Raw genomic sequence first — 22,229 nt, forward strand, 5'->3', positions numbered from 1 at the left:
AACTCCGGCGGTCCGGCAGGACCTGTTCTGTCAAGCCTTACGATCGTCCGGTTTGCAGAACAAGCCGGGATGCGTTTTCGCCAGGTCTCACAAAGCCTTGATCGTGGCGCGAGCGCTTGTGCGTTCCTTGCGCGGTCGCCCTCGCGCAGAATGCGGAGCAGGCGGAACCGGGTTCCGCGACCGCCCTTCAGCGAGGATTCCATGACCCATGATCCGGGGCTCCGGCAGCCTTCCGAACGCGGCGCGTCCGCGCCCATCCATGCCGAACCGGATGGCCAGCGGCTGGCCGGGGCGTTTCTCGCGCATAGCCGGGAAACGCCCGCGCTGCTCCAGGCGGCGCTCGATGCGGCGCCGGAAAGTGCGCGGCTCCATGCGACCAAGGCCTTGATGCTGGTGCTGCTTGCGCGCGGCGAACTGGTTGGCGCGGCACGGGAAAGCGCCGCGCATGCGGCGCGATGCCTCGATGCCGGGGCTGGCCCCGGCGAAAAGGCCTTTGTCGCGGCGGCGGGTGCGGCCGCCCACGGCGCCTGGCGGGTGGCGATCGACCAGATCGAGGCCGCGCTTGCGGATGATCCGAGCGATTCGCTTTCGGTGAAGATGAGCCACGCGCTGCGCTTCATGCTGGGCGACAAGGCCGGGATGCTACGCTCCATCACGCGCGCGCGGCGCCGCCTCCCGGCCGGCCATGCCCATGCCGGGTTTCTCGCCGGCTGCCACGCCTTCGCGCTGGAGGAGAACGGCCTCTACGCCGAGGCGGAGGCGGCGGGCCGCCACGCCGTGGCGCTCGAGCCGCGCGATGCCTGGGGGCTGCACGCGGTGAGCCATGTCCACGAGATGACCGGCCGGCACGCGGAGGGCATCCGCTGGATCGAGGCCGGGGCCGACAGTTTCCGGCATTGCAACAATTTCGGCGGACATCTCTTCTGGCATCTCGCGCTGTTCAAGCTCGAAAGCGGTGCTATTGCAGAGGTTTTCGACCTCTATGACCGTCGCATCCGTGCCGAGGAGAGCGATGATTTCCGCGATATCGCCAACGGCGCCTCGTTGCTGACGCGGCTCGAACTCGACGGCCACGATGTCGGGGCGCGCTGGGAGGAACTTGCGGACAAGGCGGAGGCCCGTCTGGCCGACCGCAGCCTGGTCTTCGCCGATCTCCATTACCTGCTGGCGCTCATCGGCGCGGGGCGCAATGCCGCCGCGCTGACGCTTGCGCGTTCGATCGGCCGCGCCGAGCCGCGCCATGCCGCGCAGGTGCCGGTCGTCGAGCGCACCGGCCGGGCGCTGGCCGAGGGGCTCGTGCATTTCGCCGATGGCGACATGGACCGCGCGCTCGAGCGCCTGCTGGCAGCGCGTGGCGAGCGCGTGCTGATCGGCGGTTCGGATGCGCAGCGCGACGTGTTCGAGCAGGTGCTGGTCGAGGCGGCGCTGCGCGCCGGTGCCGGCGACATCGCCCGTGCGCTGCTGACGGAGCGGCTGAGGACGCGCCGCCGCAACCGCTTCGCCGAGGAGCGTCTGCGCCGGCTCGTCGCGCCCGGCGGCAGGCGCAAGGGCATGATCGGGCTCGCGGCGGCGCTCGCCTTCGCGGCGCCGGCGCATTAGTGGCTCCGGCTGGATTTCAGCGCTTCTCGATCTCGAAGACGAGGCGCGCCTCCTCGCGATGCGCCGCGAGCAGGTAATCGCCGGTCTCGCGGAGGAGATTGGGGATGTCGATTGCGGCCATCGGGTCCGAACAGGTGACGACAAGACGCTCGCCCGGTTGCAACCCCTTGAGCGCCTTGCGGGTCTTGAGCGCCGGCAGGGGACATTTCAAACCTAAAAGATCGAGTGTTCGGGGGGGCATCGGGGTCGCGCTGCTCCGGAAAAGCTGCGGCGATCCGGGGGCTTCCCGTCACCGCGCCGGTCGCCATATGCTGCGCCATTCGCCTGTTGTCGAGCCCGCCATGCCATTTCGCGCCCGCTGCCTCATCGTCGTCCTTGCCGTCGGCGCGTTCGTCCTCGGCCTGTTTGGCGCTGGAGCGGGCTCCGTTGCCGCGCGCGACCTGCGCGGCCATGGCGGGCCGGTGCGGGCCATCCTGGTCAGCCCCGGAGAGATCGCGACAGCGGGGTTCGATACGCATGTGATCCGCTGGGATCCCGCGCGCGGCACGGCGCGCGATGTCCTCCGCTTCCATGACGGCGTGGTCAATGCGCTGGCCGCGTTGCCCGGCGGCGGGATCGCCAGCGCCGGCGAGGACCGGCGGATCGCGCTTTGGAATTCCGACGCGGCTGCCCCGGTGCGGGTTCTCGAAGGCCACGAGGCACCGATCGCGGCGCTGGCGCTCGCGCCAGACGGCGCGTCGCTTGCCTCGGCGGGCTGGGACGGGACGGCCCGGATCTGGGATCTCGCAACCGGACGCGCGCGGGTGATCGAAGGGCATCGCGGGCAGGTCAATGCGGTGCTGTTCCTGCCCGACGGCCGGCTCGCGACCGCCGGTTATGACGGCACGCTGCGCCTCCACCCGTCGGCGGGGGCGCCGACCATCCTCGAACTCGGCGTGCCACTCAACGCGCTTGCGCTCGCCGGCGGCGAGATCGTCGCCGCGGGGGCAGACGGCATGCTCCGCTTCATCGATCAGACGGGACGCGTCGCGGCCGGGATCGAGATCGCGGAGACCCCGATCGTCGCGCTCGCGGTGAGCCCGGATGGCGGAATGATCGCCGCGGCCGGGTTCCGCGGCGCGCTCGCAATCATCGACCGGCACAGCCGCGGCATCGTCCGGCGCCTCGCCGGGCCGGCATTTCCCGTCTGGTCGCTGGCCTTCTCCCCGGATGGCGCGGAGATCCTCACCGGCGGCGCGGACCGGCTCGTCCGGCGCTGGACGCTCGCCACCGGCGAGCCGGTGAATCCGATCCTGGCCGAGGCCACGGAGGCGCGGCTCCAAGCCTTCGCCGACCATCCGGGCGCTGAGGTGTTCCGGGCCTGCATCGCCTGCCATACCCTGTCCGAGGATGACGGCAACCGCGCCGGGCCGAGCCTGCACCGGATCATGGGGCGCCGGATCGCCACCGCCCCCGGCTATGCCTTTTCCCCGGCGCTGACGGGGATGGATATCGTCTGGACGCGCGAGACCGTCGCGCGGCTGTTCGAGATCGGCCCCAATGCCTATACTCCGGGAACCAAGATGCCGGAGCAGATCATCACCGGCGCCGCGGACCGCGAGGCGCTGGTGGATTTCCTCGACAAGGCAAGTCGCTGAAATCCACGGCAGGTTTGCTTATATTCCTATATTCTGGCATCCTCCTCCAATACGGGGGGAGGAATACTTTCATGGCTAAGAAAACCAGAAAGACGCCGAAGAAACCGCTCGTTGATGTCGTCGCCGTCGAAAACGACAATCTGGGCAAGATCGTCTTCAACGATTTCCTGACCCCGGAACAGCGGGGAAGCGACAAGTTTCTCGATCTCGTGACGTGGAACATCAAATGGTTCAACGTCAAGGATCCGAAGCGGGTCGATCTGATTGCCCAAATCATGGCCGAGATCAACGCGGATGTCTTCGTGCTCCAGGAGATCGAGGATCAATCCATGGAGCCGGTCATCCGGAAGCTGTTCGAATACGGCGCGGGCTCCTACAAGAGCTATTACGGTTCGCTCGGCGGCGATCAGCGCGTAACCCTGCTCTACGATACCGCCTTCGTGCGCGCGACCTCGAATCCGACGGAGCTGTTCTCGCCCGATCTCGTCATTCCCGGCACGCGCAAGCGGGTCTTTCCGCGCCTGCCGGTGCAGGTCGGACTCACGGTCCTCGCCCGCGAGCCGAGCGGGGAGCTCTCGCCGTTCGATTTCGAATTGGTCGGCCTGCATCTGAAGAGCCAGCGCCCGGATGCGTCGGGCGATGACGGAACCGCCCAGCGCGAGGAAGCGGCCAGGAAGCTCGCCGAATGGATCGAGGGCGATGCCACCGATTCCGACCTCATCATGGCCGGCGATTGGAACACGCTGGCCGAGCGCCCGGAATTCGCGCCGATCCGCGCACTGGAGGAGAAGGGCGAGGTGGCGTTCGAATCCTACAACCCAAAGAACGAGGCGAGCCATCTCTTCAAGAATGGCAAGAAATCGCGGCTCGATTACATCATGCTCTCGGCCGGCGCGAGCAAGGCCACATCGGCCGCGCATACCAAGGCCGAAGTCCTGCAATGGACGAAGCTCGACGGCAGCCGCAAGGCGCTCGAATGGATCGTCGACAACGTGAGTGACCATCTGCCGGTGATCGGCCGCTTCTATTTCTTCGACGAGGACTGAACCCGGCGGAGGGCGGGAGGTTCTGTCGCCCAATCCGTCAGTTGTGTTCCCCATCCGCCGCGGCGTCATGGTTTGTGCGCGGATAATCCTCGTTGGTCCGGACCAGCGGCCGCGCCGGTCCCCCATAGGGATCGAACCCGGCCAAGGCGGCGGTCTCGATCCGGCAATCGTCGCAATAGCCGACGAGGCTCAGGCGGTCGGCATTGGGGCCGGAATACATCCAGTGCTGGCCGGCGAGCTTGGCCTTGATCCGTTCGATTGTCGCCTTCGTGCCGAAGGGCTTGCCACAGCGGTCGCAAGGGTAGGGCTCCTCCTGCTTCAGCGTCAGCGGCGGCGCGGTGATGCGGGTGAAGTCGAGACGGGGTTCCAGCGTCATCACGTCTTCTGGGCAGGTCGCGACGCAGAGCCCGCATTGAACGCAGAGATCCTCCTGGAAGCGCAGTTCCGGCCGGTCGGGATTGGCGGAAAGCGCCGCGGCCGGGCAGGCGGAGACGCAGGAGAGGCAGAGCGTGCAGCCCTCCGCTTCGATCGTCACGCGGCCGAAGGGGGCGCCCGGCGGCAGCGCCACCCGCTCCGGTCGCGCCGGGGCATGCGCGTGCCATTCGCGCAGGGCGAGCATCGTCAGCGCCCGCCCGGCCCCGCGCGGCTGAAAGGTCGCGGGCGGCGTCGCGCCGCCGCGGGGCAGGGCGCGGAGCCGCGCGAGCAGCGCATCGGGATCGTCGGTCTGGATCACGGCGAGTGCCTCGGCCGCGTGGCCCATCGCCGGCATGAGCGCGCCCGCGAGCGCCGCGAGCCGGCTGAGCGGCGCCAGATCGTGCTTGGGCTTCTCCGGTACGAGGAAGGCGATCCCCGCCGCGCCATACGCAAAGGCGGCGGCGATCTCGCCGATGCCGAGTTGTGTGACTTCATTGAGCGCAAGCGGGAGGACGCGTGCCGGCAGCCCCTCGCCATGGCGGGCGAGCGCCGCGATCAGCGGGGCGCCGTGCGGCGTGTCATGGACGAGGAGCACCGCGTCGCGCCCGCCGGCTGCGGCATGGGTGGCGAGCAGCGTGCGCAGGCGCCGCATCGTCTCCTCGGCCGAAGGCAGCGCATAGGCGGCGGCGCCGGTCGGGCAGACGGACGCGCAGCCGCCGCAGCCGGCGCAGATATGCGGATCGATGGCGACATGATCCCCGGCGGGGGTGATCGCTCCGGTCGGGCAGATTTCGAGGCAGCGCGCGCAGCCGGTGATCCGGTTGCGGGAATGCGCGCAGAGCTCGGCGTGAAAATCGACGTATTTCGGCTTGTCGAAGGTGCCGACGAGATCACGCGCGCGGGCGATCGCGGCCGCAACCGCCGCCGGGCTGTTCGGATCGGCGCGCAGATAGCCGTCTCGCAGCGCGCCGGCCGCGAAGAGCGGCGTTTCGCCGGCAAGATCGAGGATAAGGTCGCAGCGCGAGACGGCACCGGATTTCGGCGGGCCGAATTCGAGGCGCGCACGCGAGGAGGGCCGCGCGGCCGCGACCTCGTCGCAGGTCAGCTCGAAATTGCCGAGCCAGCCCTTCGCCTGGCGGATGCGGCCGCGCAGGATCGGGAAATCGCGCGCGACCGGCGGGATGATATCGCCCGGGGCGTTCAGCATCACCGTGACGTCGAGGCTCTCGGCGAGCTGACGCCCGGCCTCGATGGCGGTCTCGTCCCGGCCATAGACGAGGATCACGCCCTGGCTCTCGAGCGTCACGAAGGGCAGGGCGGGCGGCGCGAGGCGCGCGGCGGCGATGAGTGCCGCCATTTTCGCGCCGGCTGCCGCGCCCTCGCGCGACCAGCCGGCCGAATCGCGAATATCGACATAGGTCTGCGTGCCTTCGAAGCCGAGATCGTCGAGGGCGGCGCGCAATCCCGCCTCCTCCTGGCGGCAGGCGATGGTGACGGCGCTGCCGCGCGCAGCCTCGGCGAGCCGGTCGCGCTCGGGCCCGCAGAGATGCTCGCAGGCGCGCAACACGACGTCGCTCCCGGCGATCGTCTGGCCGATCGCCGCAAGATCCGGTGTGAAGCTGCCTTCGCAGGAGCAGACGAACAGCGTTTCCCGCGGCGATTCCGGCGATTCCGGGCGTGCGATCGCGTCGGTCATGGCGGGTCGGTTCTCCCTCGGCGGCAGGCGGCGCAATCTCGCTTCGCCCTTGTCTTTTTTGGAATCCCTACAAATAACGTTGCGTTCCGGGAGACAAGGGGCGTGCGGAAAATGCGTTCAAATCCCGTATCGGAGCCCGGATGGACAGGATGACCGCGCCGTATGGACCTGCCTGCGCTTGAGGATGCCGATTTCCCGCCGCTGATCGCGCCCTTCCGGCTTCGTGAGCGCGAGGACGCCTTCGCGACGGCGCTCGCGGCGGCGCAGGCTTCCGGGGAGGCGTATCGCGGCGCCGGGAGCCTGCATTATGTCGGCCGCTTCGAGCTGATCGAGTTTGCGATCACCCTCGAACCGCAGGAACCGCTGCGGATCGCGCGGAAGATCCTGTTTGCCGGCATGAACGCGCTCGCCGAGGCGCTGGCCCTGCTCGCGCCGCCGGAGAAGCCGATCGGCTTCCATTATCCCGGCGCGCTCCATTTCGACGGCGCGCTGATCGGCGGCGGCCGGATCGCCTGGCCGGACGGTTGCAGCGCGGATGAGACGCCCGATTGGCTGATCTTCGGCGCCATGGTCCGGGCCGGCGGGGTCCGGGATCAGGGGATGGGGCTCGGCCCCGGCATCACCACGCTCGACGATGAGGGCTTCATGGCCTGGAACCCCGCCGGCGTCTCGGCCTCCTTCTCCCGGCAATTCCTGGTCGAGGTCGACAATTGGTCGGAGAAGGGCATGCGCGAGATCGGCCCGCGCTATCTGTCCCGCCTCGAGACGGGGCGCGGCGCGAAGCGGCGGGGCATCGACGAGAACGGCGACCTGCTCATCGACGAAGGCGGCGGCGCCCCGCGCCGCCTCCCCTTCCCGGAGGGGGGCGCGGCGCCGGAATGGCGCGATCCCGAAACCGGCGAGCCGCGGGGCTGACATGGCGAGGCTGCTGCGCACGATCCGGCTCGATCCGTCGGATGCCTTCGTCTTCACCCGTGCGGCGGAGCCGGGCGAATGGGCGGTGCCCGGCACCTTCCTGTTCTGGGAGCGGCCGGTCGAAACGCTGATCGGCAAGGAGCGGGCGGCGTTCCGGTCCGGGCTGCTCGGGGTTTCGAGCTTCGGCTGGTCGACGCTGGTGACGATCGTCGAGGCGGATGCGGGGGAGCGTGCGGGCCTTGTCGACGCACTCGCCGCGCGGCTTCTCGCCGAATGCGGCGCCCCGGACGCCTCGGCCGCGCGGGCGGCGGCCGAGGCCGAGATCGCCTATGCCGAGGAACTCGCCGAGCCGCCGGTGGGGACGCTTGTCGCGATCCATCGCAGCGTCGAGAATGGCGAGATCGTCGAGCGCTTCCGCACGCTGCTGCCGGGCACCGACGAGCGGCATTCGCGCGCCTTCACCTTCGTCGAGATCGCGGACGAGCCGGATGTCGAGGAGCGGGTCGATCTGGCGGGGCTTGCGATAGGGAAGGAAGCGTCATGACGGGAGCGGCCGAGGGGATGGCGGAGGCGCCGGCCGAGCCGCGGGATGCCGGCGCGCCGGATTTCTGGGTCGCAAGCGGGCATCATCTCGTCGATCGCGCCGATCATGGCGGGCTTGTCGTCACCGACGAATTCCTCAAGGCCTATCTCGCCCGGCCAGAACTGATGCCGCCGGCGGAGGCCTGCCCGGTGGAGCGGGGGCTACATGCGCGCCTCCTGGCCGCGCCGCGTGCCGCCATCCCGCCCGACGAGATCGCGCTGATCGCCGATGCCGATGCGCGCGAGAATTTCGGGCTCTTCCTCGCCTTCCGCGACCATCTGCTCGCGCATGCGACGCTGGAGGCGGCCTACCTCGCGCTTCTGCGCGGGGGGATGGGTCGGATCCCGCCGCTCTTCGTGCAGCATCTGACGCATCTCGTCGCGCGCAATGCGTTCGACGGCATCCGCGACGCGCATGTGCTGCGGGCGGCGGAATGCTTCTTCCGCCCCCAGCGCGTCACGGTGCATGAAGGCTCGCTCCTGCTCGCGGACGAGGAAGCCATCGCGCTGCACGAGCATGACCGGCAGCATTCGCCGCTGCTCAACATGCTCGGCGGGCCGGCCGTCACCGAGCTTGAAGTGCTCAAGCCGGCGAATGCCGGAGGCTATGCGGCGCGCTCGGATGCGCATGACCTGGTGTTCGATCTCACCGATCCCGAGCACGGGCGCCCCGCGCTCGCCCGCGCCATGGCGATCTGGACCCGGCACCTGCTCGGCTTCACGCCGGAATTCCGACCGGTCGAGGGTTTCGAGAACGCGCGCTTCACGTGGTTCTTGGCGCTCGATGCCGAAGCCACGGCGATCGGCAACCGCCTCTGGCGGGGCGAGGCGCTGGCGGAAGAGGCCCGTGCGCGGGTGCTCGCGCTGTTCACCTTTACGCTGCCCGATCATCCGCGCATCCTCAGCGCGCAGCGCGGCGGGCAGGGCTTCGCGATCCTCGCCATGGATCCGGACCGGCTGATGCGGATCAAGCCGCAGAATCTCGTCGCCGGCCTGCCGCTGGCGCCGGATCAGGGCTGAGGAGGCGGCATGCCGGAAATGTCGATCCCCGTCGGCGTCATCGCCGAGAAGCGCAAGGCGGCAAGCCCCTGGATCGACCATACCTGGTCGGTCGAGGCGGTGCTGACGGGGATTCCGGCTGCGGCCCGCATGACCCTGATCGCGCGGGACGAGACGGGCGAGCGCTATTATGTCGGCGCGGAAAACCTCGTCTTCTCCTCGGTCGAGACGGCGCGCTATCGCGACAATCTCCTCAGCGGCGCGCCGAAGCTCTGGGTGGTGATGCGGGAGGATGCGCTCGATGCGACGCTGACGCTCGTCACCGTCACGGCCGATCCCGCGGAAGGCGAGGCGCATGCCGAATCCGAGGCCAATCTTGTCGGCACCGTGCCGATGGCGCCGGAAATCGCCGCCGCGCTCGCCGCTTTCGTCGACGAACATCATGTCGAGCGGGATTTCTTCAAGCGCAAGCGTGACCGCGCCGATCCCGACGGACTCGGCCGCCGCCGGCCGGGACGGGGAGGCGATCATGGCGGATGAGGGCGGCTTTCTCGGGCGCTGGTCGCGCCGCAAGCGCGCCGCGGCGCGGCCGGAGGCGGTGGAGCCAGCCCTGCCCGCGGCCGTGGACGCACCCGCGCCGGCGGACGGGATGGAAGCCGAGGCGGAGCCCTTCGACCCCGCCAGCCTGCCGCCGGTCGAGAGCCTGACCGCCGAAAGCGATATCCGCGATTTCCTGCGCAAGGAGGTGCCGGACGCGCTGCGCAACGCCGCGCTGAGGCGGATCTGGAGTGAGGATCCCTTCATCCGCAGCTATATCGGACCGGCCGATTACGCCTGGGACTTCAACGATCCCGCCGCGATCCCGGGCTTTGGGGCCCTGGAGACCGGGTTCGATCTGCCGTCTCATCTCAGCCGGATGACCGGCGCCGCCCCCCCGCCCGCACCGGCTGGGATGGAAGGGGTGATCGAACAGGAATCGGTCTTATCAGGAGAGGCCGTGACGCCGGCCGTTCCGGACATGTCGGGCGATCCGCCGCCCGCCGAGCCGGCGCTTCCGGTGTCCTCAAGGCCGGAGGACGCACCGCGCGAACCGGATCCGGACGCACCGGAGCTGGAAATTCGCAAGGAAAATCAACGTCAACCTGTCCGGCGGCGACATGGTGGCGCAGTTCCGGTCTGACCGGCGTTTTTCCCTTGCCGTGGCATAGGTTCCGCCTATAATTTTGAATGATTGTATTTCCAAAAGACGGCCTTCAACGCCGCAGCAAGGGTGGAAATGAGAGATCAGGGATTGCAGCTGGCGATCCGCGCCGCAGGCGGCGTTTCCGCTCTCGCTCGCCGCATCGGCGTTGCACAGCCCTCGGTTTCAAGCTGGACAAAGGTTCCCGCCGAGCGGGTGGTTGCCGTCGAGGGCGTGACGTCGGTGCCGCGCTCGCTCTTGCGGCCGGATCTCTATCCTGAGCCGACTTCCGATCTTCAGGCGCCGGATGCGATCGACGAGGCGCGGGCCCGGCTCTACCTGCTGCTCGCCAATCTCATCCACCATGTTCCGGACGAGACCATCGTCGCGGAGCTTTCCGGTCTTGCGGGCGTGGCGGATGAGAGCGCCCTCGGCCCGGCGCTCGCGGCGCTGGGGCAGGCGGCCGGGGAGGTCGATGCCGGGCGGGTCGCGCGCGAGCATTTCGACCTGTTCATCGGCATCGGGCGCGGCGAATTGCTGCCCTATGCCTCCTATTATCTCACCGGTTTTCTCTACGAGCGGCCGCTCGTCCGGGTGCGGAGCGACATGAAGCGCCTTGGAATCGCGCGCGGCGAGGGCATGAGCGAGCCCGAGGACCATATCGGCTACCTCCTTGAAACCATGGCCGGGCTTGCGGGGCGGCGCTTCGCCGCCGAGGCCGGGGAGGAGCGCCGGTTCTTCTCGCGCCATCTCGCCCCCTGGGCGGAGCGGTTCTTCGAAGATCTCGCTAGGGCCGAGGCTGCGCGGTTCTACCGCGCCGTCGGGCGGCTGGGCGCCGCATTCATCCGTCTGGAGTGCGAGGCTTTCGCGCTCGACGATCATCAGGATGGCCCGGTCGAGACCGGAACGATTGAGGGAGCACGGACATGAGCAGGACGAAGGACGAAGGCCGGGAGATCGTGGACCGCTCGCGCCGCGGTTTCCTCGGTGCGGGGCTCCTCGGCGCGACGGCCGCTGCCGGCGGGGTCGCGGTCGGGGAGGCGGCCAGGGCTTCCGAAAACGACGGCGAGAAGAAGAAGGCGCGGTACAAGGAAACGGACCACGTCAAGAAATATTACGCGACCAACCGTTACTGAGGGAAACGCCATGCTGATCAAGCGCAAGGATGCGTCTGCCGCCCGCAGTTCGTTCGCCGCGTCGCTCGCGGCCACCGGTGCCGAGCGGCTCGATCGCCGCACCTTCCTGCGGCGTTCCGGCATCGCGGCCGGCGGGCTTGCAGCGCTCGGGTCGATCGGGTTCGGCTCGGTGCGCGAGGCCCGGGCCTCGATGCCGAAGCCGGGCAAGCCGGTCGAGATCCGGACCAATATGTGCACGCATTGCTCGGTGGGCTGCACGGTCAAGGCCGAGGTGCAGGAGGGGGTCTGGGTCGGCCAGGAGCCGGCCTGGGACAGCCCGATCAACCGCGGCACGCATTGCGCCAAGGGCGCGGCGGTGCGCGAACTCGTCAAGGGTGAGCGGCGGCTGAAATATCCGCTCAAACTCGTCAACGGCGAGTGGCAGCGCATCTCCTGGGATGTCGCCTACGACGAAATCTCGAAGAAGATGCTTGAGATACGCGAGAAATCCGGGCCGGAATCGGTCTGGTTCCTCGGGTCGGCGAAATTCACCAACGAGGCCGCCTACCTCTTCCGCAAATTCGCGGCCTATTGGGGCACGAACAACGTCGATCATCAGGCGCGCATCTGCCACTCGACGACCGTTGCCGGTGTTGCGAATACCTGGGGTTACGGCGCGCAGACCAATTCCTACAACGATATCCGCAACGCCAAGACCATCATCTTCATGGGGTCGAATGCGGCGGAGGCGCATCCGGTCTCGATGCAGCATATCCTGACCGGCAAGGAAACGAACCGCGCCAATGTGATCGTCATCGATCCGCGCATGACCCGCACGGCGGCGCATGCGACGGAATATGTCCGCTTCCGTTCAGGCACCGACATTCCGGTGATCTGGGGCATGCTGTACCACATCTTCAAGAACGGCTGGGAGGACAAGCAGTTCATCGCCCAGCGCGTCTACGGCATGGATATGGTGCGCAAGGAGGTCGAGAAATGGACGCCGGACGAGGTGGAGCGCGTCACCGGCATCCCCGGCGCGCAGCTTGAGAAGGTCGCCAAGGCCTTCGCAACCGAGAAGCCCTCGACCTTCATCTGGTGCATGGGCGCGACGCAGCACACGGTCGGCACCGCCAATGTCCGCGCCTTCTGCATCCTGCTGCTCGCCACCGGCAATGTCGGCGGGCAGGGCGTCGGCGCCAATATCTTCCGCGGCCACACCAATGTGCAGGGCGCGACCGATCTCGGCCTCGATGTGACGACGCTGCCGCTCTATTACGGCCTCGACGATGCGGCCTGGCGCCATTGGGCCCGCGTCTGGGAAACGGATTTCGAGTGGTTCAAGAGCCGCTTCGACGTGACCAAGGCGCCGGACGGCAAGGAAACGTCGATGATGAATGTCCCTGGCATTCCCTCGACTCGCTGGTTCGACGCGGTGACGATGCCGAAGGACCAGGTTCAGCAGCGCGATACGCTCAAGGGCGTGTTCGTCATGGGCCATGGCGGCAACACCATCCCGCGCATGCCGGAAATGGTGAAGGGGCTCGAGGCGCTGGATCTGATGGTCATCGTCGATCCGCATCCGACGACCTTCGCGCATATCTCGGGCCGCAAGAACGGCACCTATCTCCTGCCGGCCTGCACGAGCTTCGAGTGCGACGGCTCGCGCACGGCCTCGAACCGGTCGATTCAATGGGGCGAGAAGATCGTCGACCCGATCTTCGAAAGCGCGAACGATTACTGGGTCATCTACAAGTTCGCCGAGAAGCTCGGCTTCGCCGACCGGATGTTCAAGAACATCACGATGGTGAAGGGCAAATACGGCATGGAGCCCGAAGCCGAATCCATCCTTCGCGAGATCAATCGCGGCGGCTGGTCCACCGGCTATTGCGGCCAGTCGCCGGAGCGGCTCAAGGCGCATATGAAGCACCAGGACAAGTTCGACATCGTGACGCTCCGGGCGCCCAAGGACGCACCGCCCGAGATCGCCGGCGATTATTACGGTCTGCCCTGGCCGTGCTGGGGCACGCCGGAATACCGTCATCCCGGCACGCATCACCTCTACAACACCAACCTGCACGTCAAGGATGGCGGCGGCACCTTCCGCGCCCGTTTCGGCGTCGAATACGAGGAGCCGCAGCCGGACGGCAGCAAGAAGAAGGTCAACCTGCTTGCCGAAGGGTCCTATTCCAAGGATTCCGAGATCAAGGACGGCTACCCGCAATTCACGCTCGGCGTGCTCAAGAAGCTCGGCTGGGACAAGGACCTCACCGAGAGCGAACTCGCCACGATCAACCGGATCGGCGGCAACAACCCCGATGCCGTCTCCTGGGCGATCGACCTCTCGGGCGGCATCCAGCGCGTTGCGCTGGAGCATGGCTGCATTCCGTTCGGAAACGGCAAGGCCCGCGCCAATGCCTGGAACCTGCCGGATCCGATCCCCGTCCATCGCGAGCCGATCTATTCGCCCCGCACCGAACTGGTCGCCAAATACCCGACCCGGGCCGATTACCGGCATTTCCGCATGCCGAATATCGGGTTCACGGTGCAGAAGGCGGCGTTGGACAAGGGAATTGCCAAGGAATTCCCGCTGATCCTCTCCTCGGGGCGGCTCGTCGAATATGAAGGCGGCGGCGAGGAGACGCGCTCCAACCCGTGGCTCGCCGAACTCCAGCAGGACATGTTCGTCGAGATCAACCCGGCGGATGCAGCTGATCGCGGCATCCGCGATGGCGCCTGGGTCTGGGTGTTCGGGCCCGAGAGCAATTCGAAGGCGCGTGTCAAGGCGCTCGTCACCGAACGCGTCGGCAAGGGCGTCGCCTGGATGCCGTTCCATTTCGGCGGCTATTTCCAGGGGGTGGACCAGCGCTCGAAATATCCGAAGGGGGCCGATCCGGTCGTTCTCGGCGAGAGCGTCAATACCGTGACCACCTACGGCTATGATCCGGTGACGGGCATGCACGAAGGCAAGACCACGCTCTGCCAGATCCGCGCGGCATAAGGAGGGAATGAAACATGGCCCGCATGAAATTTCTCTGCGACGCGGATCGCTGCATCGAATGCAATGCCTGCGTCACCGCCTGCAAGAACGAGCACGAGGTGCCCTGGGGCATCAACCGGCGCCGCGTCGTGACGCTGAATGACGGCAAACCCGGCGAGCGCTCCGTCTCGATGGCCTGCATGCATTGCACGGATGCGCCCTGCGCCTCCGTCTGCCCGGTCAATTGCTTCTACACCACGGCCGATGCGGTGGTGCTGCACTCGAAGGATCTGTGCATCGGCTGCGGCTATTGCTTCTACGCCTGTCCGTTCGGCGCGCCGCAATATCCCAAGACCGCGAATTTCGGCTCGCGCGGCAAGATGGACAAATGCACCTATTGCGCCGGCGGCCCGGAGGCCGACGGTTCGCCCGCAGAACTTGAAAAATACGGCCGAAACCGCCTCGCGGAGGGGAAGCTGCCGCTCTGCGCGGAAATGTGCTCGACCAAGGCGCTGCTCGCCGGCGACGGCGACATCATCGCCCAGATCTACAAGGAGCGGGTGGCCAAGCGCGGCTATGGTTCCGGCGCCTGGGGTTGGAAGGTCGCCTACAAGGAGACGATCGCGATCTAAGCGTGCCCAGCGGCGGCGGGCGGCGCTCAGGCCGGCCGCCTTCGAGGCAAACCTGAGAATCAGCGGAGGCTGACGTGCTGAACCGGCTCTCGACTATCCTGCGCGGCGGACTGGCCGCTTTCATCCTGGCTCTGGCTCTGGCTGCTGCTCCCGAGGCGGCACGTGCTCAGGGCAGCGTCAACCCCACCGCACAATCGGTCAAGGAGCAGCAGCTTCTCGACGCACTGAAGCCCGGCGCCGCGATCACCGGCCGGGTTACGATTCCCAACGCGCAGGCGGCGAGCCTGATCCAGCCGGGGCGCGATTGGCGGGCCTTCAACCAGGAGACGCTGCCGCGCATCGGCGCGGTAGCACTGCTCGGCATGCTGGCGCTGCTCGTCGGGTTTTACATGCTGCGCGGCCGGATCCGCATCGATGCCGGCGCTTCGACGATGCGCATCCTCCGCTTCGGCTCCGTGGAGCGGGTGACGCATTGGCTCACCGCGACGAGCTTCCTGGTGCTTGCGTTGACGGGCATCAATGTCACCTTCGGCAAGACCATCCTTGCGCCGGTGATGGGCCCCGAAGCCTTCGCCGCCTGGGCCGGATTCGCCAAGCTGACCCATAACTTCGTCGGCTTCGCATTCATGCTCGGCGTGGTGCTCACCTTTCTCGTCTGGATCAAGGACAATATCCCGGACAGCACCGATCTCGGCTGGTTCGCGGCCGGCGGTGGCCTGCTCGGCAAGGGGCATCCGCCGGCGAAGCGCTTCAATGGCGGGCAGAAGATCGTTTTCTGGAGCGTGGTCGTGGGCGGCTTCTTCCTCGCCCTTTCCGGCTGGCATCTGCTGTTCCCGACACAGGAGGGGATCGCCGATGTGCAATGGCATGCGACCATCCACGGCACCGTCGCCTATCTGATGATGGCGCTGATCCTCGGCCATATCTATATCGGCTCGGTCGGCATGGAGGGCGCCTTCGATGCGATGGGGTCCGGCGAGGTCGATCTCAACTGGGCGAAGGAGCATCATTCGCTCTGGGTCGAGCAGGAGATGGCGCGCAAGGGCACACCGGCGATCATCGGCTCCGCGCAGCCTGCGGAGTGACACCAGTGCCATCGCTGGCGTGACAAATCGTCCGTTTGGAGCTAGAGGGCGCCGCTCGGCGCCCTTTTTTCTGGAAAAACGCATGCGGATCATCGGCCTCGCGGGCTGGAGCGGCTCGGGCAAGACCACCCTCCTGGCGCGCCTCATTCCCGTCCTCGTCGGGCGCGGTGCGCGCGTCTCGACCCTCAAGCACGCGCATCACCGTTTCGATGTCGATCAACCCGGCAAGGATAGCCATGCCCACCGCATGGCCGGCGCCACCGAGGTTCTGGTGAGTTCCGCCAAGCGGATCGCGCTGATGCGGGAATTGCGCGACGAGCCGGAATGGACGCTCGGTCGGCTGCTCAAGCGCATGGCGCCGGTCGATTACGTGATCATCGAAGGGTTCAAGCGCGAGCGGCATCCGAAGATCGAGGTGTTCCGGGCTGCGAACGGCAAGCCGCCGCTGTACCCGCAGGATCCGGCGATCCGCGCGATCGCGACCGATGCGCCCTTCCCGGATGTGGCCCTGCCGCAAGTCGCCCTTGACGATGCGGAGACGCTGGCCAATCTCGTCATCAATCTCGCGGTGCCACCGGGCATGATTTTCGATTGAGGCCCTGCGGCGCAGGCGGAGGCAGGCAGGTGGCGCAGCTCAGTTCGGATTGTTTTTCGGCCGGCATGGCCCTGCTGCGGCTTGATGCCGCGCTCGACGATCTCGCGGCCCGTCTCGGCGCCGTCGCTGCGCCGGAGGAGGTCGCGCTCGGCGCGGCCTGCGGGCGGGTGCTCGCGGATGATGTCGTCGCGCCCGCCGCCGTGCCCGGTTTCGACAATTCCGCGGTTGACGGCTACGCTGTCCGGCATGCGGATCTCGCCGGCGCGGGGGAGACGCGGCTGCCGATCTCGGTGCGAATTCCAGCTGGCACGCGCGGTGTCGCGCCGCTCGCGCCCGGCAGCGCGGCGCGGATCTTTACCGGTGCGATGATGCCGCCCGGCGCCGATACCGTGTTCATGCAGGAGGATGTGCGCGTCGAGGGCGATCATGTCCGGCTGCCGCCGGGGTTGGCGCCCGGCGCCAACCGCCGCTTCGCCGGGGAGGATTTCGCCGCCGGTGCCGTGGCGCTCCGCGCCGGAACGCGCCTGCGTCCGCAGCACGTGGCGGCGCTGGCGGCTTTGGGGCTCGGCCGGGTCCGCGTACGCCGGCCATTGCGTGTCGGCCTGTTCTCCACCGGCGACGAGGTGGTCGAGCCCGGTTCGGGCCCGCTGCCGCCGGGCGCGCAGTTCGATTCCAACCGGCCGATGCTCGCGGGTCTGCTCGCCGCGCGCGGCATGGAGCCCGTCGATCTCGGCATCCTGCCCGATAACCGCGACGCGATCGCCCGCGCGCTCGCCGCCGCAGCAGAGCGCTGCGAGGCGCTCGTCACCAGCGGCGGGGTCTCGACCGGGGAGGAGGATCACGTCAAGGCGGCGGTCGAGGCCGCGGGACGGCTCAATTTCTGGCGGCTGGCGATCAAGCCCGGCCGGCCCATCGCCATGGGAACGATCGCCGGCCGGCCCTTTCTCGGCATGCCCGGCAATCCGGCGGCGGTTTTCGTGACCTTCACGCGCTTCGTGGGGCCGGTGCTCGACCTGCTCGCCGGCGCGGCCCCCGTCCGGCCGATGCCGGTGCCGGCCGTGGCCGGTTTTGCCTATCGCAAGAAGGCGGAGCGGCGGGAATATGTCCGCGTCTCGCTGGTGCGCGACGCTGAGAGAGGCGTCATCGCCCGCCTCTTCCCGCGCGACGGCGCCGCGCTCGTCTCATCGCTGACCGAATCGGATGGTTTCGTCGAACTCGGGGAGGAATGCCTCGCCGTTGCCCCCGGCGATGCGGTCGGCTACCTGCCCTTCGCGGCGCTCCTCGCCTGAAACCTCAATGCGCGCGATCGATCCGCGCGCCGGAGGTCGTGTAGGCCTCGTCCGCCGATTTCTGGAATTGGCTGTTGAGCACGACCGAGGCCCCGGCCGCGACCGCGACCATCACGATGAGCGACACAATAAAAGCCTTCATGCTCTCCTCCAGCGGTTCTCCGGGCGGGACGCCCGATTTTATACTTATTCTAGAGCATTTCACGCGCCGGTGGCTACCGGTCGATCACAGAAAATGCCCCGGAACCATATCCGGGACGGCAGGCCCTGTCCGGGCTCCTCAGCCGGAGCTGCCTTGCCCGAGATGCACGGCGACCGCCTCGGCGCGCGCGAGGTCCTCCGGGGTGTTGACATTGAAGAACGGGTCGACCGGCTCGACCGGCCATTCTGCGGTGGCGCAGCCATGGCGGGCGGTGAACCGATCGATCTTGCGCTCGCCGGCTGCCAGCGCGGCCCGCAGATCCTCGCGCAGCGCGAGCGGCCAGAGCCCGATCACGGGATGCGTCCAGCCGCCCGAGCCCGCGCAGGCGAACGGCGTTCCGGCCGCGCGCCGCGCCGCCTCCAGCCGCTCGGCGAGATCGGGGGGCAGGAAGGGGCAATCGCCCGGCACGGAGAGAAGGTCACGCGTGCGTGTATGGGCGGCGGCCCAGTCGAGCCCGGCGAGGATGCCGGCGAGCGGGCCGGGATAATCGCCCGTCGCATCCGCCACGACGGGCAGGCCGAACGCGGCGAAACGGCCGGGATCGGCATTGGCGTTGAGCACGAGCGCGCGCCCCGGCCCGGTGGTCGCGGCGATGGCGCGTGCGAGAATGGGCTGGCCACCGACCGTGAGCAGCGGCTTGTCGCCGCCGCCCATGCGCGTCGCGCGCCCGCCGGCGAGGAGAACGACGGCAAGTTCCGCGCTCATTCCGCGTCCTCCGCGGCGCGCGCGCCCTTGCGGCGGTGCCGCGCGCCCTCGTCCGGCACATAGGCGAGATCCTGGTCGAAGATCAGCCGCCCGGCGCCGGCGAGCGCGACGAAACGCTTGCCGCGCGCGCGGCCGATCAGCGTCAGCCCCGCCTTGCGGGCGAGTTCAACTCCCCAGGCGGTGAAGCCGGAGCGCGAGACGAGCACCGGGATCCCCATGCGCACGGTCTTGATCACCATCTCGGAGGTCAGCCGTCCGGTCGTGTAGAAGATCTTGTCGGCGGGGTCGATGGCGTGGTGCTGCATGTAGCCGGCGATCTTGTCTACCGCGTTGTGGCGCCCGACATCCTCCATATAGACGAGCGGCCGATCCTCGCGGGCGAGCACGCAGCCGTGGATCGCGCCCGATTCGAGGTAAAGGGAGGGGGTCTGGTTGATCTTGTGCGTCAGCGCGTAGAGCCAGGAGGTGCGCAGGGGTGTCGCAGGCAGGCGGGCGTTCTCGATCACGTCCATGAGATCGCCGAAGATCGTGCCCTGCGCGCAGCCGGAGGTCTGGGTGCGTTTCCTGAGCTTTTCCTCGAAATCCGTCTCGGCCTCGGTGCGCACGACGACGACGCCGAGATCGTCGTCGTAATCGATCCCCGTGACCGGCGTTTCCGGCCGCAGCATGTTCTGGTTGAGCAGATAGCCGAGCGCCAGATATTCCGGATGATCGCCGATCGTCATCATGGTGACGATCTCGCGGGAATTGAGGAACAGAGTCAGCGCCCGCTCGACCGTGACGCGGGTCTCGACCGGTTCGCCGGCCTCGTTGACACCGGTGACCGCGACCGAAAGCCGCGGATCGGCGGGGTCCGGCCGGAGCCGGTATTCGTCTAGGAAATCCATCGTCCGGTCCGTTTCGCGCCGCATGGCCGGCATGTGCGGCGCATGCTTGCCAAGCCGCGGGGTTTGTTGCCACAAAGCCGCTCGGGTCATTACCGGGGAACACTATGTCGAACGACGCGCCGATCAAGACCGATTGCCTGATCATCGGGGCCGGGCCCGTCGGGCTCTTCGCGGTGTTCGAACTCGGGCTTCTCGATATCCGCGCCCATGTCGTCGATATCCTGCCGAAACCGGGCGGCCAATGCGCCGAACTCTACCCGGAAAAGCCGATCTACGACATCCCCGGCTATCCGGTCATTTCGGGACAGGAGCTCATCGACAACCTGATGGCGCAGATCGCGCCCTTTTCCCCGAGCTTCCATTTCGGCGAGATGGTCGCGGCGGTCGAGGTGCTGGGCACCGCCGAGGCGCCGTGCTTCCGCGTCGCGACCGATGTCGGCACCATGTTCGAGGCGCGGACGCTGATCATCGCCGCCGGCGGCGGTTCGTTCCAGCCCAAGAAGCCGCCGATCGAGGGCATCGAGGCTTATGAGGGGCATTCGGTCTTCTATGCCGTGCGGCGGGTCGAGCAGTTGCGCGACCGGTCGGTGCTGATCGTCGGCGGCGGCGATTCGGCGCTCGACTGGACCCTGAACCTCCAGCCGCTCGCCAGGCGGGTGACGCTGATGCACCGGCGCGACGAGTTCCGCGCCGCGCCGCATTCCGTCGAGCGGATGCGCCGGCTGGTCGCCGAGGGCGCGATGGATCTGCGCATCGGCCAGATCACCGCCCTGCGCGGCGCGCCGCCGGCGCTCGAGGCGGTGGAATGCCGGGGCAATGCCGGGGAGACCTTCACCATCGCCGCGGATACGCTGCTGCCCTTCTTCGGGCTGACGATGAAGCTCGGCCCGATCGCCGATTGGGGCCTTGCGCTGCACGAGAACCTGGTTCCGGTCGACACCGAGAAGTTCGAGACCAATGTGCCGGGCATCTTCGCCATCGGCGACATCAACACCTATCCCGGCAAGCTGAAGCTGATCCTGTCCGGTTTCCACGAAGGGGCGCTCGCGGCGCAGAAGGTGCACCGCTATGTCTTCCCCGAGAAGCGGATCGTGTTCCAGTACACGACCTCGTCGACGAGCCTGCAGAAGAAGCTCGGCGTGGCCGGCTGAGGATCAGGCGTCGAGGCGGATGAGCCGCGCGGAGATGGCGCGTGCGAGCACCAGCGTCGGCACCGAGACCATGGCATCCGCACTGCCGGCGGGAACCCAGATGCGCGCGAAGCGGGTGACGGCGGAATCCATCATGATCGGCACGCGGTTCAGCAGCGCCACCGGCGGGATCGCTTCGAGCGGGAAGCCGGTGATGCGCAGCGCCGATTCGGCATCGGCGCGGGCGAGATTTTCGCCCACTGTGGCGCCGAGCAGCTTCTCGCTGATCGGCGAAGTTGCTGAATGCAGCAGCAGATAGGGCTTCTTGGTCGCCTTGCCGCGGAACATCGCGCTGAGCACGATGAAGGGCAGTTCGCAATCGCAGGCGGCCGCCATGCTCTCGGGGGTGTTGGCCTCCGGCGGCAGCAGCTTCAGCGTATAGGGGATCGCATCGCGATAGAGCGCGGCGAGCACGCGGCGCGTCGCGGGCGAGGCGCCGGGAACATCGCCGTCCGGCGGGTTGATTTCGTCCTGCTCGACCTGCTGGGCAACCGACACGGCTCGCGCCTTCTGCTGAGAGAATGCTCGGATTATGCCGTCATCTTGGTTAACGAGCGGTTCGAGGCAGCGTGAATTCCGCGAGCGTCGTCACCGGCCCGCCGCCGCGCGGCGTGCCGCGGCGCGTGATCCGCGCCGTGCGCGCGGCGGGGTTGATCGCGATCAGGTGGTATTCGGCGAGATGCCCCGGCGTGCCCGGCACCGCGGAGGCCGAGGCGACGCCGAGCACCGGAACCGGCCCGGCCGGTCCCGTGATCTCGGCCAGCGAATGGCGGTGGTTGTGCCCGTGCAGCACGAGTTCGGCGCCGTGGCGGCCGAGCAGCTCCGCCATCTTCCGCTGGTCCATGAGGTTTCGTCCGAAGCGCGTCACGGTCTTCAGCGGCGGATGATGGATCATCACGACGCGGAACAGGCCCTCCTGCCGCGTGCTGTCGAGGAGATCGGCGAGCGCCGCGCGCTGCGCCTCGCCGACACGGCCGGTCGCCATGAAAGGCAGGGTCGGCACGCCGGAATTGACGCCGATCAGCGCCACGCCGCCGCGCCGCCGCAGATAGGGGAAGCGGCACGGCCCCTCGGCGCCATCGCCCAGCATGTAGGGGCGGAAGACCCGCTCCATGGCCGGCAGCGATTCGCGGATATAGGCATCGTGGTTGCCCGGCACGATCGAGACCGATCCGGCATCGCCGAGGCTGCGCACCGCCGCCATGGCCTGCGGGAATTCCGGCTCGTACCCGACATTGACGAGATCGCCCGTCAGCGCGATGTGATCGGGCGTATGGCGCGCGAGATCAGCGATGATCTCGGCCAGGACATCCATGCTGTGGATCGTCGCGCGCGCGCCGTGCCAGTTCAGCGCGCCGGTGAGGCGCTTGTTGATCAGCTTGCGGAACGGTATCCGCGGGAGAGGCCCGATATGCGGATCCGAGAGATGGGCCAGCAGGAATTCCAAGTGAACGACACCCGCGCGGAGGAAGCGGCCCCCC

Annotated in this window: 23 protein-coding genes; 16 read left to right on the forward strand and 7 right to left on the reverse strand. The window is 68.0% G+C overall.

Going from position 1 to position 22,229, the window contains the following annotated elements:
• Nucleotides 1–201 precede the first annotated feature (201 nt).
• Nucleotides 202–1,599, forward strand: a complete 1,398-nt coding sequence (locus FWJ24_RS03190) for a tetratricopeptide repeat protein (RefSeq protein ID WP_150286312.1) — start codon at nt 202–204, stop codon at nt 1,597–1,599.
• 16 nt (nt 1,600–1,615) lie between these two features.
• Here the strand turns inward: FWJ24_RS03190 and FWJ24_RS03195 are convergent, their stop codons facing one another.
• Nucleotides 1,616–1,840, reverse strand: a complete 225-nt coding sequence (locus FWJ24_RS03195; protein WP_150286313.1) for a sulfurtransferase TusA family protein — start codon at nt 1,838–1,840, stop codon at nt 1,616–1,618.
• Between the two features lie 100 nt (nt 1,841–1,940).
• Here FWJ24_RS03195 and FWJ24_RS03200 point away from each other — a divergent pair, with 100 nt between their 5' ends.
• Entirely contained in the window at nt 1,941–3,236 is a 1,296-nt protein-coding gene (locus FWJ24_RS03200; protein WP_150286314.1) for a c-type cytochrome, read from the forward strand.
• Nucleotides 3,237–3,307: 71 nt separating this feature from the next.
• Nucleotides 3,308–4,282, forward strand: coding sequence for an endonuclease/exonuclease/phosphatase family protein (locus FWJ24_RS03205; protein WP_150286315.1), 975 nt, complete (start codon nt 3,308–3,310; stop codon nt 4,280–4,282).
• Between the two features lie 37 nt (nt 4,283–4,319).
• On the opposite strand, the gene FWJ24_RS03210 is transcribed toward FWJ24_RS03205, so the two are convergent.
• Nucleotides 4,320–6,392: a 4Fe-4S dicluster domain-containing protein gene (locus FWJ24_RS03210; RefSeq protein ID WP_150286316.1), complete on the reverse strand. Its 2,073-nt coding sequence runs from the start codon at nt 6,390–6,392 to the stop codon at nt 4,320–4,322.
• 162 nt (nt 6,393–6,554) lie between these two features.
• Between FWJ24_RS03210 and FWJ24_RS03215 the strand changes: the two genes are divergently transcribed.
• The 12 genes from FWJ24_RS03215 (at nt 6,555) to FWJ24_RS03270 (ending at nt 17,764) form a co-directional block, all read left to right on the forward strand.
• The gene (locus tag FWJ24_RS03215; RefSeq protein WP_150286317.1) at nt 6,555–7,307 is read left to right on the forward strand and encodes a biotin/lipoate--protein ligase family protein; all 753 of its coding nucleotides are present in this window, start codon (nt 6,555–6,557) and stop codon (nt 7,305–7,307) included.
• A 1-nt stretch (nt 7,308) separates the two neighbouring features.
• Nucleotides 7,309–7,851: a DUF6505 family protein gene (locus FWJ24_RS03220; protein ID WP_150286318.1), complete on the forward strand. Its 543-nt coding sequence runs from the start codon at nt 7,309–7,311 to the stop codon at nt 7,849–7,851.
• A gap of 17 nt (nt 7,852–7,868) precedes the next feature.
• Nucleotides 7,869–8,909, forward strand: a complete 1,041-nt coding sequence (locus FWJ24_RS03225; protein WP_150286645.1) for a DUF6352 family protein — start codon at nt 7,869–7,871, stop codon at nt 8,907–8,909.
• 9 nt (nt 8,910–8,918) lie between these two features.
• A complete protein-coding gene (locus FWJ24_RS03230) occupies nt 8,919–9,428 on the forward strand; it encodes a DUF3305 domain-containing protein (RefSeq protein ID WP_150286319.1) in 510 nt (169 codons plus the stop codon).
• Nucleotides 9,418–10,068, forward strand: a complete 651-nt coding sequence (locus FWJ24_RS03235) for a DUF3306 domain-containing protein (protein WP_166443570.1) — start codon at nt 9,418–9,420, stop codon at nt 10,066–10,068. The genes FWJ24_RS03230 and FWJ24_RS03235 overlap by 11 nt, the downstream gene beginning before the upstream one ends.
• 96 nt (nt 10,069–10,164) lie before the next feature.
• Nucleotides 10,165–10,998, forward strand: a complete 834-nt coding sequence (locus tag FWJ24_RS03240; RefSeq protein ID WP_150286321.1) for a molecular chaperone TorD family protein — start codon at nt 10,165–10,167, stop codon at nt 10,996–10,998.
• The gene (locus FWJ24_RS03245) at nt 10,995–11,204 is read left to right on the forward strand and encodes a formate dehydrogenase (protein ID WP_150286322.1); all 210 of its coding nucleotides are present in this window, start codon (nt 10,995–10,997) and stop codon (nt 11,202–11,204) included. The genes FWJ24_RS03240 and FWJ24_RS03245 overlap by 4 nt, the downstream gene beginning before the upstream one ends.
• Before the next feature lie 10 nt (nt 11,205–11,214).
• On the forward strand, nt 11,215–14,184 hold the full coding sequence (locus tag FWJ24_RS03250; protein ID WP_150286323.1) for a formate dehydrogenase subunit alpha: 2,970 nt from the start codon (nt 11,215–11,217) through the stop codon (nt 14,182–14,184).
• Nucleotides 14,185–14,198: 14 nt separating this feature from the next.
• Complete coding sequence (gene fdh3B, locus FWJ24_RS03255; RefSeq protein ID WP_150286324.1) at nt 14,199–14,795, forward strand: formate dehydrogenase FDH3 subunit beta; 597 nt, start codon at nt 14,199–14,201, stop codon at nt 14,793–14,795.
• Nucleotides 14,796–14,869: 74 nt separating this feature from the next.
• Nucleotides 14,870–15,880, forward strand: coding sequence for a formate dehydrogenase subunit gamma (locus tag FWJ24_RS03260; RefSeq protein ID WP_150286325.1), 1,011 nt, complete (start codon nt 14,870–14,872; stop codon nt 15,878–15,880).
• A gap of 82 nt (nt 15,881–15,962) precedes the next feature.
• Complete coding sequence (gene mobB, locus FWJ24_RS03265) at nt 15,963–16,475, forward strand: molybdopterin-guanine dinucleotide biosynthesis protein B (RefSeq protein ID WP_150286326.1); 513 nt, start codon at nt 15,963–15,965, stop codon at nt 16,473–16,475.
• 29 nt (nt 16,476–16,504) lie between these two features.
• Nucleotides 16,505–17,764: a molybdopterin molybdotransferase MoeA gene (locus tag FWJ24_RS03270; RefSeq protein ID WP_150286327.1), complete on the forward strand. Its 1,260-nt coding sequence runs from the start codon at nt 16,505–16,507 to the stop codon at nt 17,762–17,764.
• A 4-nt stretch (nt 17,765–17,768) separates the two neighbouring features.
• On the opposite strand, the gene FWJ24_RS14570 is transcribed toward FWJ24_RS03270, so the two are convergent.
• The 3 genes from FWJ24_RS14570 to FWJ24_RS03280 all read right to left on the reverse strand — a co-directional run bounded on the left by FWJ24_RS14570 (nt 17,769) and on the right by FWJ24_RS03280 (nt 19,582).
• Nucleotides 17,769–17,906: a hypothetical protein gene (locus FWJ24_RS14570; protein WP_166443571.1), complete on the reverse strand. Its 138-nt coding sequence runs from the start codon at nt 17,904–17,906 to the stop codon at nt 17,769–17,771.
• A gap of 138 nt (nt 17,907–18,044) precedes the next feature.
• Nucleotides 18,045–18,671, reverse strand: a complete 627-nt coding sequence (gene mobA / locus FWJ24_RS03275; protein WP_150286328.1) for a molybdenum cofactor guanylyltransferase MobA — start codon at nt 18,669–18,671, stop codon at nt 18,045–18,047.
• On the reverse strand, nt 18,668–19,582 hold the full coding sequence (locus tag FWJ24_RS03280) for a formate dehydrogenase accessory sulfurtransferase FdhD (protein WP_246155486.1): 915 nt from the start codon (nt 19,580–19,582) through the stop codon (nt 18,668–18,670). Before FWJ24_RS03280 ends, mobA begins: the two co-directional genes overlap by 4 nt.
• An 80-nt stretch (nt 19,583–19,662) precedes the next feature.
• Here FWJ24_RS03280 and FWJ24_RS03285 point away from each other — a divergent pair, with 80 nt between their 5' ends.
• Nucleotides 19,663–20,709: an NAD(P)/FAD-dependent oxidoreductase gene (locus FWJ24_RS03285; protein ID WP_150286329.1), complete on the forward strand. Its 1,047-nt coding sequence runs from the start codon at nt 19,663–19,665 to the stop codon at nt 20,707–20,709.
• A gap of 3 nt (nt 20,710–20,712) precedes the next feature.
• Here the strand turns inward: FWJ24_RS03285 and FWJ24_RS03290 are convergent, their stop codons facing one another.
• Both FWJ24_RS03290 and FWJ24_RS03295 read right to left on the reverse strand, forming a co-directional pair.
• Nucleotides 20,713–21,246 carry an aminoacyl-tRNA deacylase gene (locus FWJ24_RS03290; protein WP_150286330.1) on the reverse strand — a complete coding sequence of 178 codons (534 nt, stop codon included), beginning with the start codon at nt 21,244–21,246 and terminating at the stop codon, nt 20,713–20,715.
• Nucleotides 21,247–21,295: 49 nt separating this feature from the next.
• On the reverse strand, nt 21,296–22,195 hold the full coding sequence (locus tag FWJ24_RS03295; protein ID WP_166443572.1) for a metallophosphoesterase family protein: 900 nt from the start codon (nt 22,193–22,195) through the stop codon (nt 21,296–21,298).
• Between the last annotated feature and the right edge of the window lie 34 nt (nt 22,196–22,229).

Source organism: Rhabdaerophilum calidifontis, from assembly GCF_008641065.1.
Lineage (GTDB): Bacteria > Pseudomonadota > Alphaproteobacteria > Rhizobiales > Beijerinckiaceae > Rhabdaerophilum > Rhabdaerophilum calidifontis.

Bases quoted from the DNA above. Each gene is read 5' to 3' on its own strand.
- FWJ24_RS03235 (WP_166443570.1), top strand. From the start codon at position 9,418: ATGGCGGATGAGGGCGGCTTTCTCGGGCGCTGGTCGCGCCGCAAGCGC.
- FWJ24_RS03250 (WP_150286323.1), top strand. From the start codon at position 11,215: ATGCTGATCAAGCGCAAGGATGCGTCTGCCGCCCGCAGTTCGTTCGCC.
- FWJ24_RS03230 (WP_150286319.1), top strand. From the start codon at position 8,919: ATGCCGGAAATGTCGATCCCCGTCGGCGTCATCGCCGAGAAGCGCAAG.
- FWJ24_RS03200 (WP_150286314.1), top strand. From the start codon at position 1,941: ATGCCATTTCGCGCCCGCTGCCTCATCGTCGTCCTTGCCGTCGGCGCG.
- FWJ24_RS03285 (WP_150286329.1), top strand. From the start codon at position 19,663: ATGTCGAACGACGCGCCGATCAAGACCGATTGCCTGATCATCGGGGCC.
- FWJ24_RS03220 (WP_150286318.1), top strand. From the start codon at position 7,309: ATGGCGAGGCTGCTGCGCACGATCCGGCTCGATCCGTCGGATGCCTTC.
- FWJ24_RS03205 (WP_150286315.1), top strand. From the start codon at position 3,308: ATGGCTAAGAAAACCAGAAAGACGCCGAAGAAACCGCTCGTTGATGTC.
- FWJ24_RS03195 (WP_150286313.1), bottom strand. From the start codon at position 1,840: ATGCCCCCCCGAACACTCGATCTTTTAGGTTTGAAATGTCCCCTGCCG.
- mobB (WP_150286326.1), top strand. From the start codon at position 15,963: ATGCGGATCATCGGCCTCGCGGGCTGGAGCGGCTCGGGCAAGACCACC.
- fdh3B (WP_150286324.1), top strand. From the start codon at position 14,199: ATGGCCCGCATGAAATTTCTCTGCGACGCGGATCGCTGCATCGAATGC.
- FWJ24_RS03210 (WP_150286316.1), bottom strand. From the start codon at position 6,392: ATGACCGACGCGATCGCACGCCCGGAATCGCCGGAATCGCCGCGGGAA.
- FWJ24_RS03215 (WP_150286317.1), top strand. From the start codon at position 6,555: ATGGACCTGCCTGCGCTTGAGGATGCCGATTTCCCGCCGCTGATCGCG.
- mobA (WP_150286328.1), bottom strand. From the start codon at position 18,671: ATGAGCGCGGAACTTGCCGTCGTTCTCCTCGCCGGCGGGCGCGCGACG.
- FWJ24_RS03245 (WP_150286322.1), top strand. From the start codon at position 10,995: ATGAGCAGGACGAAGGACGAAGGCCGGGAGATCGTGGACCGCTCGCGC.
- FWJ24_RS03280 (WP_246155486.1), bottom strand. From the start codon at position 19,582: ATGCGGCGCGAAACGGACCGGACGATGGATTTCCTAGACGAATACCGG.
- FWJ24_RS03225 (WP_150286645.1), top strand. From the start codon at position 7,869: ATGGCGGAGGCGCCGGCCGAGCCGCGGGATGCCGGCGCGCCGGATTTC.
- FWJ24_RS14570 (WP_166443571.1), bottom strand. From the start codon at position 17,906: ATGAAGGCTTTTATTGTGTCGCTCATCGTGATGGTCGCGGTCGCGGCC.
- FWJ24_RS03190 (WP_150286312.1), top strand. From the start codon at position 202: ATGACCCATGATCCGGGGCTCCGGCAGCCTTCCGAACGCGGCGCGTCC.
- FWJ24_RS03240 (WP_150286321.1), top strand. From the start codon at position 10,165: ATGAGAGATCAGGGATTGCAGCTGGCGATCCGCGCCGCAGGCGGCGTT.